Raw genomic sequence first — 13409 nt, forward strand, 5'->3', positions numbered from 1 at the left:
GGCTGCTGTGCAGCGCCGCCGCGACCGTCCTGACCGCCTCCGGGCTCGCGCTCGCCGCGCCGCCCGCCGGAGCCGTCCCGATTCCCGGCGGTCAGATCACCACCATGTTCGTTCCGGGAGCGGGGGTTTCGCTCAACGCGGTCATCACCGCGCCGCCGGATATCGCCACCCACAAGAACCCGCTCGTGCTCGAGCCGTCCGGCTGGGGCGTGCCCGCCATGGGCAGTCTGGGGTCGGCCTACAAGCTGTCTTCGGGGGAGAGCTTCGTGTCCATCGAGTACACGGCGCGCGGCATGTACCTCTCCGGTGGCGACGTCGACATGTTCGGGCCCAACGACGTCGCCGACGCGTCGGCCGTAATCGACTGGGCCATCGCCAATCTCAATGTAGACCCCGACCGGATCGCCGTGGCGGGCGGCTCGTACGGCGCGGGCCTGGCGCTCATCGCCGCGGCAAACGATCCGCGGATCAAGGCGGTCATCGCCGACTCGCCGCCCGGGGACCTGGCGGATGCACTGGCCCCCAATGGAACTCCGAAAACCGGTGGGCCCATCGCGCTCGCGACCGCGGGCGTGGCGACCAATCGGTTCAGCCCGGATCTGGTGCGGCGCGGCATGGACGCGATCCTGCACAACAACGGGTACGCCTTCGCCGGACTGCCCGCCCAACACCTGCTGGCCGACGCGATTCCGAAGCTGAATGCCAATGGCACCGCGGTCTTCCTGGTGCACGACTGGCAGGATTCGCTGCTGCCGTCTGGACCCGTGGTGAACTCCTTCGATTCGCTCACCGGACCCAAGATGCTCTACATGCAGGCGGGGGACCACTCCACCGGCGGCGGCGCGGGCCAGATCGTGGGCCTGCCCAATCCGGCCTGGGACGCGGGGGAGCGGTTCCTCGACCACTACGTCAACGGCGCGGACAACGGCATCGATACCGAAGCCGCCGTGCATCTCTCGCCCGCCAACGGCGGATTGGGCAACCCGTATCTGGGGTTCCCGTCGGTGGCGGCGGCCGAGAGCGCACTGCGATCGTTCCCGCTGTCCTCGCTCGCCGAGGGCGTCATGGGCGGTGACCCGGACGAATCCTGGAGCCAGCCACTGCTCTCCGCCGCGACCACCGCCGTGGCGGCGGTGCCCTATGTCACCGGTGTGACGGCGCAGCTGGGCATCTCCCCGGCGATCGCGCTGGCGGGTGTGGACCGCAGTGCCGCCGGGGTCTGGCGTACCAACCCGTTCGGCGATGGCGGCGTGGTGTCCGGGTCGGCGCATCTGACCCTGACGGTGACGCCGTCGAGCCCCGATCTCACCATGATCGGCATACTCTACGACGAGGGTCCCGACGGCATGGGTAAGGAGATCACCGCGTGGCCGATCACCCGGCACGGCCTCGCGCCGGGCGTGGCCGCGCAGGTCGGCTGGGATCTCGCACCCACCTACTGGAATCTCGCACCGGGACACCGGCTCACGCTCACCGTCACCACCCAGGACCCGATTCCGTTCACCAGCTCGACGCCGTTGGGCAGCGTGGTGACCTTCGCGTCGCCCTCGACCGTGGATATCCCGGTGGATGCGTCGTGATCCGGCGGGTGCGCGCGCTCCCCGTGGCGATCGTTGGTGTTGTGCTGGCGCTGATGCTGCTGCCCGCGACCCGCGCGTGGTCGGAATCCACTCCACCACTGCCGGTTTCGGTGCCCGACGTGCGCCGGTGGCAGCCCGCCACGGGCGGGTTCGAGCTGCCCGGCGAGGTCCGCGTGGTGGCTGCGCCGGGTACCGAAGCGGTCGCCGGGCATTTCGCCGAGGATCTCACCCGGGCGGGGCGGGCGGCGTCCCTGGCGTCGGGTCCGGTGCGGGCGGGCGATGTGGTGATCCGCCTCGACGGCTCCGGGCCGGAGCAGGCCGAGTCCTACCGGCTCGATATCGGTGAGGCGGTGACCGCGACCGCGCGCACCCCCGAAGGCGTCGTCCACGCGACACAGACTCTGCTGCAATGGTTTTCCGGAACCACGACGCTGCCTCGCGGCACCGTCACCGATTGGCCCGACTACGCCGAGCGCGGACTGCTGCTCGACGTCGGCCGCGAGTACATGAGCGTCGGGTTCCTGCGACAGCGCATCCGGGAGCTGGCCTACTACCGGATGAACACTCTGCACCTGCACCTTTCGGATGTGGGTGGCTTCCGGCTGGAAAGCGAATCCCACCCGGAGATCACCTCGCCACAGCACTACAGCAAGGCCGAGATCGCCGAGATCGTCTCCTACGCCGCCGATTACGGCATCGAGGTGGTTCCGGAGATCGGCTTCCCGGGCCACATGAACGCCATCCTCGCCCCGCATCCCGACCTGATATTGACTCCGGCCACCACCGGACCGGTCGACGCCGCCATGGACAGCGTGCTCGCGGGCAGCGCGGGCGGCAAGATCGATCTGTCGAAACCGCAGGCGCGCAAGCTCATCGAGGATCTGCTGCGGGAATTCGTGCCGCTGTTCCCCGGCCGCTACTTCCACCTGGGCGGGGACGAGTACGTCACCGATTTCAGCCGCTACCCGCAGCTGACCGACTGGGCCCATGAAACCCTCGGCCCCGATTACGGTGCGGCGGACGCGCTCGCCGCCTTCTTCGATCACGCGGCGGACATCGTCGCCTCCTACGGTAAGACCGCCCGCATGTGGAACGACGGAATCCCGCACGGCGCGAAGGTCGTCGTCGATCCGGCGATCATCGTCGACCACTGGACCGGCGGCAATGGCCTGCTGCCGTGGGTCGGTGACCAGAACGGCCCCGAACAGCTCGTCGACGCGGGCCACCGCATCAGCAATGCCGCCTTCACCCCCACCTACTGGGCCAGTGGCGGCTACGCGGCCCCGCTCAACGCGACGCCCGAACTGCTCTTCGCCTGGGACCCCGGCCTTTTCGTCACCGGCTCCCGCCTGCGCCCCGACCAGCGCGACCGCTTGCTCGGCTCGGCACTGAACGTCTGGTGTGACGACCCGTCGGCCCTGACCGAGGACCAGATGGTCGGCTCCATCCGGGCCCGGCTGCCGATCATGGCGCAGCAATTGTGGTCCGGCACCGGCGGTCTCGGCTACGGCGAATTCGCCGACCGGGTGCGCGCGGTGGGACTGCCCAGCCGATGACGACCGGAACCGTTCGAACGGAGTAGTCGATGCGCCGAATGCTGTCCGCGGGAATCATCGCCGCCGCCGTGTCCACCGCGGCCGCCCACCCCGCCGCCGCACAGCCGGTCGAGGATGTACCGGTGTGCCGTCCCACCGTGCAGCACCCCTATCCGGTGGTGCTGCTGCACGGCACCGACGATGACGCCACCGCGTGGAATCAGCTCGCGCCCAGGCTGATCGACGCCGGGTACTGCGTCTACACCCCCAGTTACGGCTCCTTCGACTCACCGCTGCCCTTCGGCGACGGCATCGCGCCCGTCGCCCGGTCCGCCGACGATATGGCCGCCTACCTCGAGCGGGTCCGCACCGCCACCGGCGCGGGCAAGGTCGACCTCGTCGGGCATTCCCAGGGCGGCGCCATCGCCGAGTACTACGCCAAGAACCTTCACCACGCCGACCGGGTCAACGCCGAGATCCTGCTGACCCCCGTCACCCACGGCACCACCTTCTCCGGTGCGGTCCAGGCGGCGAACCAGCTTCCGGCCCTGCGCCACGTGACCGACGACGAGCTGCTGCCCGTCCTCTGCCCGGCCTGCGCCGACCTGGAAACCGGCTCGCCCTTCATGACCGCCCTCGACGACGCCCCGATCGCCCAGCCGGGAGTCGCCTACGCGATCCTGGCCACCCGCGACGACATCATCAACACCCCGCCCGGCCCCGCCTCCTTCATCGAAGAACCCGGCGTCACCAACCAATTCATCCAGGACCTCCACCCGGCCCCCCTCTCCCACCAACAGATGCCCCACGACCCCGCAGTCGGCGACTGGATCCTCACCCAACTCGCAACCACCGACTGATCGGACTACCGCGACCGCGGGTCAGACGGTGATGCCGTGGTCCTCGGCGAAAACCTTGCGGCACACCGCGGCACAGAAGGCGTAGTCGATGCCGTCGACTTACCCTTTGCTCGTGGCGACGGCCCGCCAGGCGCGCGAACTCTCGGCGGACGACGAATTCCGCGGCGGCACCGAACTTCTCCTCCTCGGGCTCGCCGCCCACCTCCGCCGCCGCTCCTGACAGTGAGCGGACGAGGTTCAGACGACGCTGAAGTTGCCTCCGGTATCCAGGGCCTTCTGCACCTCGTCCGCGAGCAGTTCGCGATCGGTGTCGACGGTCACCGTCGACACGCCCTTGATATCGAGTTCGACGCTGACCGAGCGAACATCCGACAGCGCCGACAGACTTTCCTCGACCGTCCGGACACAACCTTGACAGTGCAGTCCGTCGACGGAGAACGTGGCTTTCGACATGACACTTCCCGAGTCAGAAGAAATGAGCCGGGCCACTCGTGGATCCACGCTGATCACTCGAGCCGACCCACGTCGATCCTACTGCCGACCATGTGCATCGGCTATCAGTCGGTGAATCGGTCGGGTTCGGTGCCGACACCGCCGGTCCCGGGGGCTCAGTCCGGTGGCGGCGGTGTCGACTCGAACGATGTTAGAGCGGAACGGAATCGGACTGAAACACTAGTTTCCGTGCGATTCACAAGGCGGAGTTGTCAATCCGCGGCGGGCTACCGGAGCTTGCGGCAGTACAGCGCGTCGGGATGCCCGAAGCGGAAGTTGGCCCAGGAGAAGGCGATGCCCGCGGCGTATTCGTCGGCGTTGCACTGGCCCTTGTAGTAGCCGCTCGCGTAGTCGCCGCCCTCGCCCGAGGCCGGGCGGTTGTCGCCGCGGTCGTCCCATACGGTGCGGCCCGCGCCCGCGAGCGGGATGCGGGCGGGGGCGCACAGGATGGCGGAGACGCCGTCACCGCGGAGGCTGTATCCGGTCATGAATTGTCGTTGGGCGCACTGGTATTTGGTGAAGCCGGAGGCCCAGTCGGTGGTCACCTTCTCGTCGGAGACCTTGGTCGCGGCGGTACCGGGCTGCCACAGGTCGCCCTCGGTGGCGTCGGTGCACAGGCCGCCCTGACCGCGTGCACTGATCCCGATCAGGCGCTGGTCGTCGGGGCAGACGAGTTTGCGCGCGCCCGGGTCCCAATCGCCGGCGGCCCGCAGCGAGGCGTTGTGGTCGTCGTGAATGGCGTTGAGCATCGACCAGGTTCGCGCCGGGGCCACCTGGCCGGTCTTGCCGTCGGCGGCCAGCAGGCGTCGCACCTGCGCGCCCCGCCAGTCGTCACCGTCCAGGACGCTGCGCTTGCCGCCGTCGGTGTCGTAGCGCAGCAGTCCCCAGGCATTGCCTTGATCCTGATGCTGGAAGCCGACGATCGGCCAATAGGCGAAGTCGAGATCGCGATCGATCAGATAGTCGACCATGTTCGGGAACCACGCCTTGTCCAGACCGGTGGCGTCCTTGCCGATCCCGAACTCGCTCACCCACACCGGCGCTGTGAAATGCCGGTCGGGGGTGGTCGCCACGTAGCCCGCGAGTTCGTCCATGGACTTGAACAGGTCGTCGCGGGACATGTCGCGGAAGCGGGGATCGTGGGTCTCGCCGCCGCTCAGCCCGGTCCCGCCGGTGTGGTTCGGGCCGATATAGCCGTAGAAGTGCACCGAGTAGACCAGCTTGTGCGAGCGAACCAGCGTCTGCGACAACGACTTCAGATCACGCAGCATGGGACGCTGATGCCAGGTCAGATCGGTCGGGATGCCCGACCAGTTGATGCCCTCGATCATGACGAGCAGATTCGGGTTGGCGTCGGTCAGGATCCGATCACCCGCCTGGTGTGCGGCCGCCTCCCAGTCGTGGCCGTCGCCCGAACCCCAGTTGGGGTTGTCCCAGGTGTCGCGGCGCACCTCGTTGCGCAGATCCGCCCCGATCACCCCCGGATCGGACTTGTACCGGGCGGCCATGAACGCCCAGTCGCTCACCCAGGTGTCGGTGCTCTGCCCGGAATTCCAGCGTTCGTTGCCGTCGACGGCGCAACACCACCGGGTGGTCGTGGTGTGGTTGTTGAGGATGACGCCGAGCCCGGCCCCGGTCAGCGCGGCCACCGCCCGGTCGTAGACCTCGAGCGGTTTCAGCCCGTTGAGCCCCGGATTCGCGGTCAGCCCCCGGACCGGACGGTCATCGTTGATCATCTGGTTGGAGAACGGCAGCCGAATGCTGTTGAGCCCCAAGTCCTTGAAGTCCGCCACGATCTTGTCGAGCGGGACGCGGTCGAGTCCGAGCGGCGCGCGGTGACCGGTCTCCTGCGCGAAGTTGTTCGCCGCGTCCTCGTCGTCCCCGCTCCCGGTCCAGGTGCCGCTGGACCCGTGCCAGTTGCCGGACTTCAGCTTCACCCGGTTCCCGGTCGCGTCGACGATGTAGCGGCCGCGCGTACTCAATGGTCCCTTCAACCCGGTCGGCGCGGCCTGCACCGGGGGAGCGAAATGAACCGTGGGCGCCAGCAGCAGCCCCGCGGCCAGCAATAGAACGGTGAGTGCCCTCATTCCGAAGACGCTAGGAGGCAAGGGATTCGAAGAGAAATCACTGTTTCGGATCCATTCACAACGGCGAGTTGTGACTGTCGCGATCACAGATGGGGCGGCACCGTGCAATCGGTGAAATCGGGTTCCTGCAACTGGGCGACCAGGTCCGAATGCGTGTCGCGGATGCCACGCGCCACCTCGACGAACGAACGGACCAGCGCCGATTCGTGCGCCCCGCGCCAGCCGACCGCCACCTCGTTGGGCGGCGCGTCGGCGATCGGCAGCAGCCGCACGCCCGGAAACGGGATCCAGCGCGCACACGCCACGGTGAGCACCACCCCGACCCCGGTGGCCACCTTGTGCAGTTCCTCGAGCAGCGAATTCGATCGGGACACCACCGGAGCCCGCGATCCGTCGCGGAAGGCGTCCAACTCCCAGAACGCATTCCACACCGGATCGGTGGTGGTCGCCCCGCACAGCGGTTCCCCGAGCAGCTCGTGCGCGAAGACCTCGGTGCGCGTGGCCAGCGGATGACCGGCCGGCACCATCACCATCAGCGGTTCGGCGAACAGCGTCTCGAACCGCACCCCCGCGTCGAGGAACGGGCGGCGGGCGAAAGCCACATCCACCGAACCCGTGGTCAGCCCCGCCGACGGGTCCTCGTAGGTGAAATGCCGCAGCTCGACGGCTATTCCGGGGTGGCGCTTCCGGAAGGCCGCGAGAATCGGCTCGGTCAGGGTCAGGGCCGCGCCCTCCAGCGCGCCCAGCACCAGCCGGTCCTGCTCACCGCGGTGCACCGACCGGGCCCGCTCGATCGCGGCGGCCAGACCGGTGAGCGCGCCGCGCACATCCTGGAGGAAAACCGCTCCGGCGGCGGTCAATTCGACATTGCGGGTGGTCCGGGAGAACAACACCACGTCCATCGCGTGCTCGAGCTGTTTGATCTGGGTGCTCAAGCCCTGCTGGGACACGTGCAATCGCTGCGCCGCGCGGGTGAAGCTCAGCTCCTCCGCCACGGCGATGAAGTACTGCAACTGCCGGGTGTGAACCTCCATGGCGACGCAGTCTAGGTCGGTGGGTCGCCCGGACCGAACCTTCCGCGCGAACCGTCCCACTCATTGACAAATCGGGCTTGTGAATGGCCCGCGAAGAATGATTTCTCTTCGACTTCGAGGTCCTTTAGCGTTTTCAGAGCGGCACCGCCGGCCACCGTAGCGAGGAGCCGGGGACAGCCAGCGGTGCGGACTTCTCCACTATCGGCAATCGTCCCCCGGCGTCAGGACCCATGACGAATTGGAACTCCCTGGTGGGGTCGCTCTACACGGTGCAGTACGGGGCGGCGGAGCGCTTGGGCGAGCCGGGGCTTTCCATGCCGCCCAACCCGCCCGCCGCCGAGGCCGCGCTGACGGCGGCCGAGCGGCGACTCGGGGTGTACTTCGATGCCGCGTTCCGTGATTTCCTGCGCGTCTGCGACGGCTGGCCCCGATTCGGGGCGATCCAGCTCTACGGCAGTGGCGATTTCGCGGCGGGCGAGAAGTGGCGGCGGGATTCGGCCTTCGCCGAAGCGTATTTCGCCCACGAGGGCTCCGGCGCGCTGCTCGTGCCCGCCGGATATCGCCGCGTGCTGGTCGGAAAGGCCGCCGCCGCACCACGATTCATCATGATGCTGTTTCCGTCCGAGCCGGGCGGCGGTGCGAGCGCCTGCTGGGACTGTACCGCCGGAATCGATCTGCGCTACCCGGACTTCGGTGTCTGGGCGCAACACGAAGCGGCCGCGATCTCCTACGCGTTGAGCGAGGGGATCGCGGGCCGCAGATGTTTGCGCTGACCGCCGCCGTGCCTGGCGGTTCGGCCGCTACTTGCTCGAGCCGAAACCGCCGAGCAGCGACGGGAGGTTGGCGCTGCCGGTATCGGTGCCGCCGCCGGGAGTCCCGCCGACGGTGATCGAGGGACCCCGGGTGGAGAGGTCCGATTGGCCGGAGCTCGAGAGGTACGCGATCCCGGTGGTCAGCGCCGTGCCGGGCGCGCACGAGCCGACCTGGTATTGCGCGCTGAAGGTCGGTGACGGCGCACTGCCCGCCTTGACCACCAATTTCAGTCCGGCGGTGGTGAAGTCGCCCGCGATGAAATCGGTGCCGATCTGCAGATAGGGCTCGACCGGGTGGGCGCCGCCGGCGTCGGTCACCTTGGCGCTGCCGGTCACGTAGGTCAGGCACGCGGGATGGAAGTCCTTGAACCAGTTGTAGGTTTCATCAGGGTCCTGCGTGCGGGACAGAGTCGTTGTGACGGTGATGGTTTCACCGGCGGCGGGCGTGCCGTCACTGATCGTGCGGGTGTACTGGGTGCCGTTGTTGTTCCAGGTGATGGAGGCGGGAGCGGCTGCGGCGGTACCGCTCCCGAGCAGGGCCATGACCCCGATCGCGGCTGCCGTACCCATGGCGACGCGTGTCATCGTTCGTTGTGGCATCGGTGAATTCCCTTGTCTTTCTAGTGTTTACGTCGTGAGAATCAGGCGAGGAGCTTCGCGCGCAGCGTGTCGATGGTGGCCTGGTCCAAGCCGAGTCCGTCTCGGACGTACTTGTCGACGCTCCCGTAGAGCCGGTCGACCTCGGCGAAAGCCGCTTCCAGCCAAGACAATTGGACGGCCTTCGGGTCACCGAGCTCGGTATTGCTGGCCAGGTAGTCGGCGTTCACGACATCCCGGGGCACCCCGAGCAGGGTGAGCAGCACCGCGGTGGCCCAACCGGTGCGGTCCTTGCCGGAGGTGCAGTGGTACACGGTCGCGCCGGTATTCGCGGCGAGGGAGCGCAGCAGCGCGCCGAAGGCGACATCCGAGCCGTGGAAGTCGACCATGAGCGGGTAGTCGACCGACTGGACGAGATCCGACGAGCCGTTGATCAGCCCGTCGATCACGCCGCGCCCCAGCGTGATCGCCGGGAACTCGTGGAACGAGACGCCGCTGTCGAAACTCACCACATCCGCGACCTGGTACCGCGCGCCCGTCGGCACCCGATCCGGCGCACTGCCGCGCTCGGAACCGTTGCGCAGGTCCACATCCAGCGTCACGCCCGCGGTGCTCAGCTTCGCCAGGTCGGCGTCCGTGAGCCCGGCCAGACGGTTGGAGCGGAAAGCGATCCCGGTGCGAACGGTGTGCCCGTCGGAGGTGCGGTAGCCGCCGATGTCGCGGAAGTTGGCCGCGCCGTCGAGCTTCAGTGCGGTGGTGGCCGGGGCGGGCAGCGTCGATACCGGATCGTTCGCCGCGCCGGAACCGGAATCCGAGGAGCCCGACGAGCCGAGACTCCCTGAGCCGGAGCCGGATCCGGAGGCGATATCGGCGGGCTGCGCGAGCGTGGGAGCCTGGCCCAACGCCGTACCGAGTGCGAGCAGTCCGGCGAGCGCCACGGCCGCGGAATGAACGCGGCGTGCTGTGGGTGGTGACATGGTCGAGAAAGCTAGCGGCCCGCGAGGTTCGAATAGAAACAGTTGTTCCGTTTCGATTGACAAGGCGGCGTTGTCAATGGCTCCGAAATTCGGATTTAAGTTCTCTTCCGTTGTGCTCTAACGTTTCCCGGCGTGAGCGAAAGCTCGAATTCCCCTCGGCTCACCGGTAATCGGTTCCGTGTTTCTCCCGGAACCGTTGGAAGGAATCATGCGTAAGACCTCGAAATCGGCCGCCGGAATTGCGGCGGCGGCCCTGGCCATGTCCGGGGCGGGCATCGTGCTCGGCACCGCGCCCGCCGGCGCGGACGCCGCGTCCCCGGACTGTGTGCAGACGCAGCATGTCGACTACAACCCCGGCATCAGCAGCGCCTGGATCACGCACAAGTACGACAAAACAGTCGAAACCACCACTGCCGCACCGGGCACCCTGGTCACCTACAAGATCGTGGTCGGCACCACGAGCATCGGCAATCCGTATGTCAACCGGATCACCGACTTCCCGCCGCCGGGATTCGACAAGCCGACCAAGGTGCTGGTGACCGCGTATCACTTCGGGCAGGGTGAGCAGTCCGCCGAAGTGACACCGGAGCCGGACTCCGGCGGCTGGCAGGTGACCAGCACCGGCTGGTTCGTGAACTCCGGCAACCCGGTCACCGCCGAGTTCACCTACCTGGTGCCTTCCTCGGTCACCGACGGTCAGCAGGTTCTCAGCGGCGGCATCGGCGTCGGCGGCACCGTCGGGGTCGGTTCCAACCAGCCGAGCATGGGCGTGTGCTTCACCGGTCGCGGCGCGAATCCCGGTGAGGCCCTGCTGGGCAGCCTCGATCAGGGCGGTTTCGGGTCCTCGCAGAACCAGCTCAGCTCGACCGGCTCGGTGACCGACACCATCACCAATGTGATCCGGCGCCTGATGGGCAGCTGAGTCACCCCCTGCTCCTGGGCCGCGGCGTGTGCGCGGCCGTCGCGGCCCAGGACCCCTTTCCTTCGTTCCTCCCAGGAGTCGGTCGTGTCGCCCAGGCGGTCGTTTTCATCGCTCATCGTGTCCTGCACCGCGCTGGCGGCGCTGCTGTACGTCGCCCCGGGCGCATTGCAGATCTCGCGGGCCGAGGTCGCCTCGCATCTCGATCACATCGATCGCGCGGGACAGCGGCAGGAGATGTTCTACGTGTATTCGGCTGCCATGCAACGGATCATCCCGTTGCAGGTGCTCGCCGCCCGGCCGGACGCGCCGACGCTGTATCTGCTCAACGGTGCGAGCGGTGGCACCGATATCACCAACTGGTACAGCCGGACCGATGTCGTCGCGTTCTTCTGGAACAAGAACGTGAACGTGGTGACGCCGGTCGGTGGTGAGTTCTCCTATTACACCGACTGGCAGCGCGACGACCCGAAGCTGGGCCGCAACCGCTGGGAGACCTTCCTGACCCGGGAACTGCCGCCCATCATCGACGCCGCCCTGCACACCTCGGGCGCGAATGCCATTGCGGGCGTGTCCATGTCCGCCACCTCGGCACTCGACCTGGCCTCGGCCGCACCCGATGTGTACTCGGCCGTCGCGGCCTACAGCGGCTGCGCCTCCACCGCCGACCCCGCCGGGCGGGCCTACATCCGGCTGGTGCTGGGTCGCGGCGACGCCGACCCCGCCAATATGTGGGGCCCCGACGGCGACCCCGCCTGGTCCGCGCACGACGCGGTGCTCAACGCGGACAGCCTGCGCGGCAAGGCGATCTACCTGTCCAGCGGCACCGGCCTGCCCGGACCGGCCGAGAGCCTCGGTCCCGCCCCCACGCCCGACCAGGTGATCACAAAGGCGAACCAGCTCGTACTCGGCGGCCTCATCGAGGCCGCCACCAATGCGTGCACCCACCAACTCTCCGATCGCCTGACCGCCCTGGATATTCCGGCGCAGGTCGACTTCCGTCCCGTCGGCACGCACACCTGGGCTTACTGGCAACAGGACCTCCACAATTCCTGGCCGCTACTGGCCGCCGCCCTCGGCACGGACTGATTCGACCCGATTAGAAAACCGGGAAGGCCCGGAACCATCAGGTTCCGGGCCTTCCCTATTTCGAAAAGTGCTATTGCGCAAAGGAAAGAACAGAAATCAATTGTCGGGGATGATCGACAAGCGGTGATTGTGGATCAGGAGGACAGGGCGGGGACGGTGGTGGTTCGATCGCGGCGATGCGGTGTCTCGAGCCGGGCGATCAGGTCCGGGTTGGCGGCGCGGACGCGGCGGGCGATGTCGACGAAGGAACGCACCAGCGGGGTTTGGTGCGCGGTGCGCCAGCAGACGGCGACCTCGCTCGCGGTGGCATCGGAGACCGGGATGACGCGGACGCCGGGGAAGCGGATCCAGCCCGCGCACGGCACCGTCATCGCGATGCCCGCACCGGTCGCGACCTGATGCAACTCCTCGAGCAGGGTCTTCACCGGGAGAACGGCCGGTGCGGCGTGTCCGTCGCGGTGGGATTCCAACCGCCAGAACGCATTCCACACCGGATCGGCGGGTCCCGACGCGAGGATCGGGTCGTCGAGCAGCTCGCCGACCGTCACCGTGGCGCGGTCGGCGAGACGGTGATGTGCGGGCAGCATCGCCATCAGCGGTTGGGCGAACAGCGGCTCGAACCGCAGCCCGTCATCGACGAACGGGCGGCGCACGAAGGCGACATCCACCAGCCCGGTGGCCAGCCCCGCGGACGGGGTGTCGTAGGTGAAATGGGTGAGCTCGACGGTCACCTCGGGATGCGCCGCGCGGAAGGCGGCCAGGATCGGTTCCGTGAGGGTCAGCGCCGCACCCTCGAGGCAGCCCAGCACCAGACGATCGTGCTCACCGCGATGCACCGCCCGCGCCGCCTCGAGTCCGAATCCCAGGCCGCTCAACGCTTCCCGGACATGCTTCAGGAATACCGCCCCGGCGGCGGTGAGCTCGACCTGCCGGGTCGTCCGCGTGAACAGCGTGACCTCCATATCGTGCTCCAACTGCTTGATCTGGGTGCTCAACCCCTGCTGCGACACATGCAGCCGCTGCGCGGCGCGGGTGAAGCTCAGCTCCTCCGCGACCGCGATGAAGTACTGCAACTGCCGCGTGTGAACATCCATGCCGCACAGTCTAGGCTGGTCAGAGATCTGAAACATGACGTTTTACGAGACTGGTTCCGGGTATCAGCAATTCCGTGGCAGTCCCGCGGCGTGGCCGCGATCAGCTCGGGTCGGCGAGCTGCCAGCCGCTCATGCTCAGGTCGGGGGCATTGTCGGGGTACAGCTGGAAGTGGATCTTGTTGCCCTCGATCGAGGTGGTGCGGACCGTGACGTCGGTGGTGGAGCGGTCGGTGAGGATGCCCTTGCAATGAATGGTCTCATCGGGCTTGCCGCGCAACATGTTCGGGCAGTCGGCGTTCTTGCCCGGGTACAGGGTCCTGGGAAGGCCGTAAT

13 protein-coding genes are annotated in these 13409 nt (G+C 67.8%); 6 read left to right on the top strand and 7 right to left on the bottom strand.

What is annotated here, in order from left to right:
* From ACWELQ_RS19260 to ACWELQ_RS19270, 3 genes are all read left to right on the top strand, one after another.
* On the top strand, positions 1 to 1580 hold a 1580-nt coding region (locus ACWELQ_RS19260; protein WP_452398412.1), incomplete at its 5' end, for a CocE/NonD family hydrolase.
* Between the two features lie 41 nt (positions 1581 to 1621).
* Positions 1622 to 3136: a family 20 glycosylhydrolase gene (locus ACWELQ_RS19265; protein ID WP_452398413.1), complete on the top strand. Its 1515-nt coding sequence runs from the start codon at positions 1622 to 1624 to the stop codon at positions 3134 to 3136.
* Positions 3137 to 3165: 29 nt separating this feature from the next.
* A complete protein-coding gene (locus tag ACWELQ_RS19270) occupies positions 3166 to 3975 on the top strand; it encodes a lipase family alpha/beta hydrolase (RefSeq protein ID WP_452398414.1) in 810 nt (269 codons plus the stop codon).
* Positions 3976 to 4212: 237 nt separating this feature from the next.
* On the opposite strand, the gene ACWELQ_RS19275 is transcribed toward ACWELQ_RS19270, so the two are convergent.
* The 3 genes from ACWELQ_RS19275 to ACWELQ_RS19285 all read right to left on the bottom strand — a co-directional run bounded on the left by ACWELQ_RS19275 (position 4213) and on the right by ACWELQ_RS19285 (position 7588).
* Positions 4213 to 4428 (bottom strand): heavy-metal-associated domain-containing protein, encoded by a 216-nt coding sequence (locus ACWELQ_RS19275; protein WP_452398415.1) that lies wholly within the window; start codon positions 4426 to 4428, stop codon positions 4213 to 4215.
* 266 nt (positions 4429 to 4694) lie between these two features.
* Complete coding sequence (locus ACWELQ_RS19280; protein WP_452398416.1) at positions 4695 to 6554, bottom strand: glycoside hydrolase family 5 protein; 1860 nt, start codon at positions 6552 to 6554, stop codon at positions 4695 to 4697.
* Positions 6555 to 6637: 83 nt separating this feature from the next.
* Positions 6638 to 7588 carry a LysR family transcriptional regulator gene (locus tag ACWELQ_RS19285; RefSeq protein ID WP_452398417.1) on the bottom strand — a complete coding sequence of 317 codons (951 nt, stop codon included), beginning with the start codon at positions 7586 to 7588 and terminating at the stop codon, positions 6638 to 6640.
* A 230-nt stretch (positions 7589 to 7818) separates the two neighbouring features.
* Between ACWELQ_RS19285 and ACWELQ_RS19290 the strand changes: the two genes are divergently transcribed.
* Positions 7819 to 8361: a hypothetical protein gene (locus tag ACWELQ_RS19290; RefSeq protein ID WP_452398418.1), complete on the top strand. Its 543-nt coding sequence runs from the start codon at positions 7819 to 7821 to the stop codon at positions 8359 to 8361.
* A gap of 27 nt (positions 8362 to 8388) precedes the next feature.
* Here the strand turns inward: ACWELQ_RS19290 and ACWELQ_RS19295 are convergent, their stop codons facing one another.
* Together ACWELQ_RS19295 and ACWELQ_RS19300 are read right to left on the bottom strand one after the other, a co-directional pair.
* Complete coding sequence (locus ACWELQ_RS19295) at positions 8389 to 9000, bottom strand: hypothetical protein (protein WP_452398419.1); 612 nt, start codon at positions 8998 to 9000, stop codon at positions 8389 to 8391.
* A 41-nt stretch (positions 9001 to 9041) separates the two neighbouring features.
* Entirely contained in the window at positions 9042 to 9974 is a 933-nt protein-coding gene (locus ACWELQ_RS19300; RefSeq protein WP_452398420.1) for a tyrosine-protein phosphatase, read from the bottom strand.
* Between the two features lie 208 nt (positions 9975 to 10182).
* Between ACWELQ_RS19300 and ACWELQ_RS19305 the strand changes: the two genes are divergently transcribed.
* Entirely contained in the window at positions 10183 to 10896 is a 714-nt protein-coding gene (locus ACWELQ_RS19305; protein ID WP_452398421.1) for a hypothetical protein, read from the top strand.
* 84 nt (positions 10897 to 10980) lie between these two features.
* On the top strand, positions 10981 to 11982 hold the full coding sequence (locus tag ACWELQ_RS19310; protein ID WP_452398422.1) for an alpha/beta hydrolase: 1002 nt from the start codon (positions 10981 to 10983) through the stop codon (positions 11980 to 11982).
* Between the two features lie 134 nt (positions 11983 to 12116).
* Here the strand turns inward: ACWELQ_RS19310 and ACWELQ_RS19315 are convergent, their stop codons facing one another.
* Positions 12117 to 13076: a LysR family transcriptional regulator gene (locus ACWELQ_RS19315; protein ID WP_452398423.1), complete on the bottom strand. Its 960-nt coding sequence runs from the start codon at positions 13074 to 13076 to the stop codon at positions 12117 to 12119.
* Between the two features lie 100 nt (positions 13077 to 13176).
* Positions 13177 to 13409 (bottom strand): hypothetical protein (locus tag ACWELQ_RS19320; RefSeq protein WP_452398424.1); only part of this gene is annotated, 233 nt, incomplete at its 5' end.

The sequence above is a fragment of the Nocardia sp. NPDC004722 genome (assembly GCF_053601505.1).

Bases quoted from the DNA above. Each gene is read 5' to 3' on its own strand.
- ACWELQ_RS19270 (WP_452398414.1), top strand. From the start codon at position 3,166: ATGCGCCGAATGCTGTCCGCGGGAATCATCGCCGCCGCCGTGTCCACC.
- ACWELQ_RS19275 (WP_452398415.1), bottom strand. From the start codon at position 4,428: ATGTCGAAAGCCACGTTCTCCGTCGACGGACTGCACTGTCAAGGTTGT.
- ACWELQ_RS19280 (WP_452398416.1), bottom strand. From the start codon at position 6,554: ATGAGGGCACTCACCGTTCTATTGCTGGCCGCGGGGCTGCTGCTGGCG.
- ACWELQ_RS19285 (WP_452398417.1), bottom strand. From the start codon at position 7,588: ATGGAGGTTCACACCCGGCAGTTGCAGTACTTCATCGCCGTGGCGGAG.
- ACWELQ_RS19290 (WP_452398418.1), top strand. From the start codon at position 7,819: ATGACGAATTGGAACTCCCTGGTGGGGTCGCTCTACACGGTGCAGTAC.
- ACWELQ_RS19295 (WP_452398419.1), bottom strand. From the start codon at position 9,000: ATGCCACAACGAACGATGACACGCGTCGCCATGGGTACGGCAGCCGCG.
- ACWELQ_RS19300 (WP_452398420.1), bottom strand. From the start codon at position 9,974: ATGTCACCACCCACAGCACGCCGCGTTCATTCCGCGGCCGTGGCGCTC.
- ACWELQ_RS19305 (WP_452398421.1), top strand. From the start codon at position 10,183: ATGCGTAAGACCTCGAAATCGGCCGCCGGAATTGCGGCGGCGGCCCTG.
- ACWELQ_RS19315 (WP_452398423.1), bottom strand. From the start codon at position 13,076: ATGGATGTTCACACGCGGCAGTTGCAGTACTTCATCGCGGTCGCGGAG.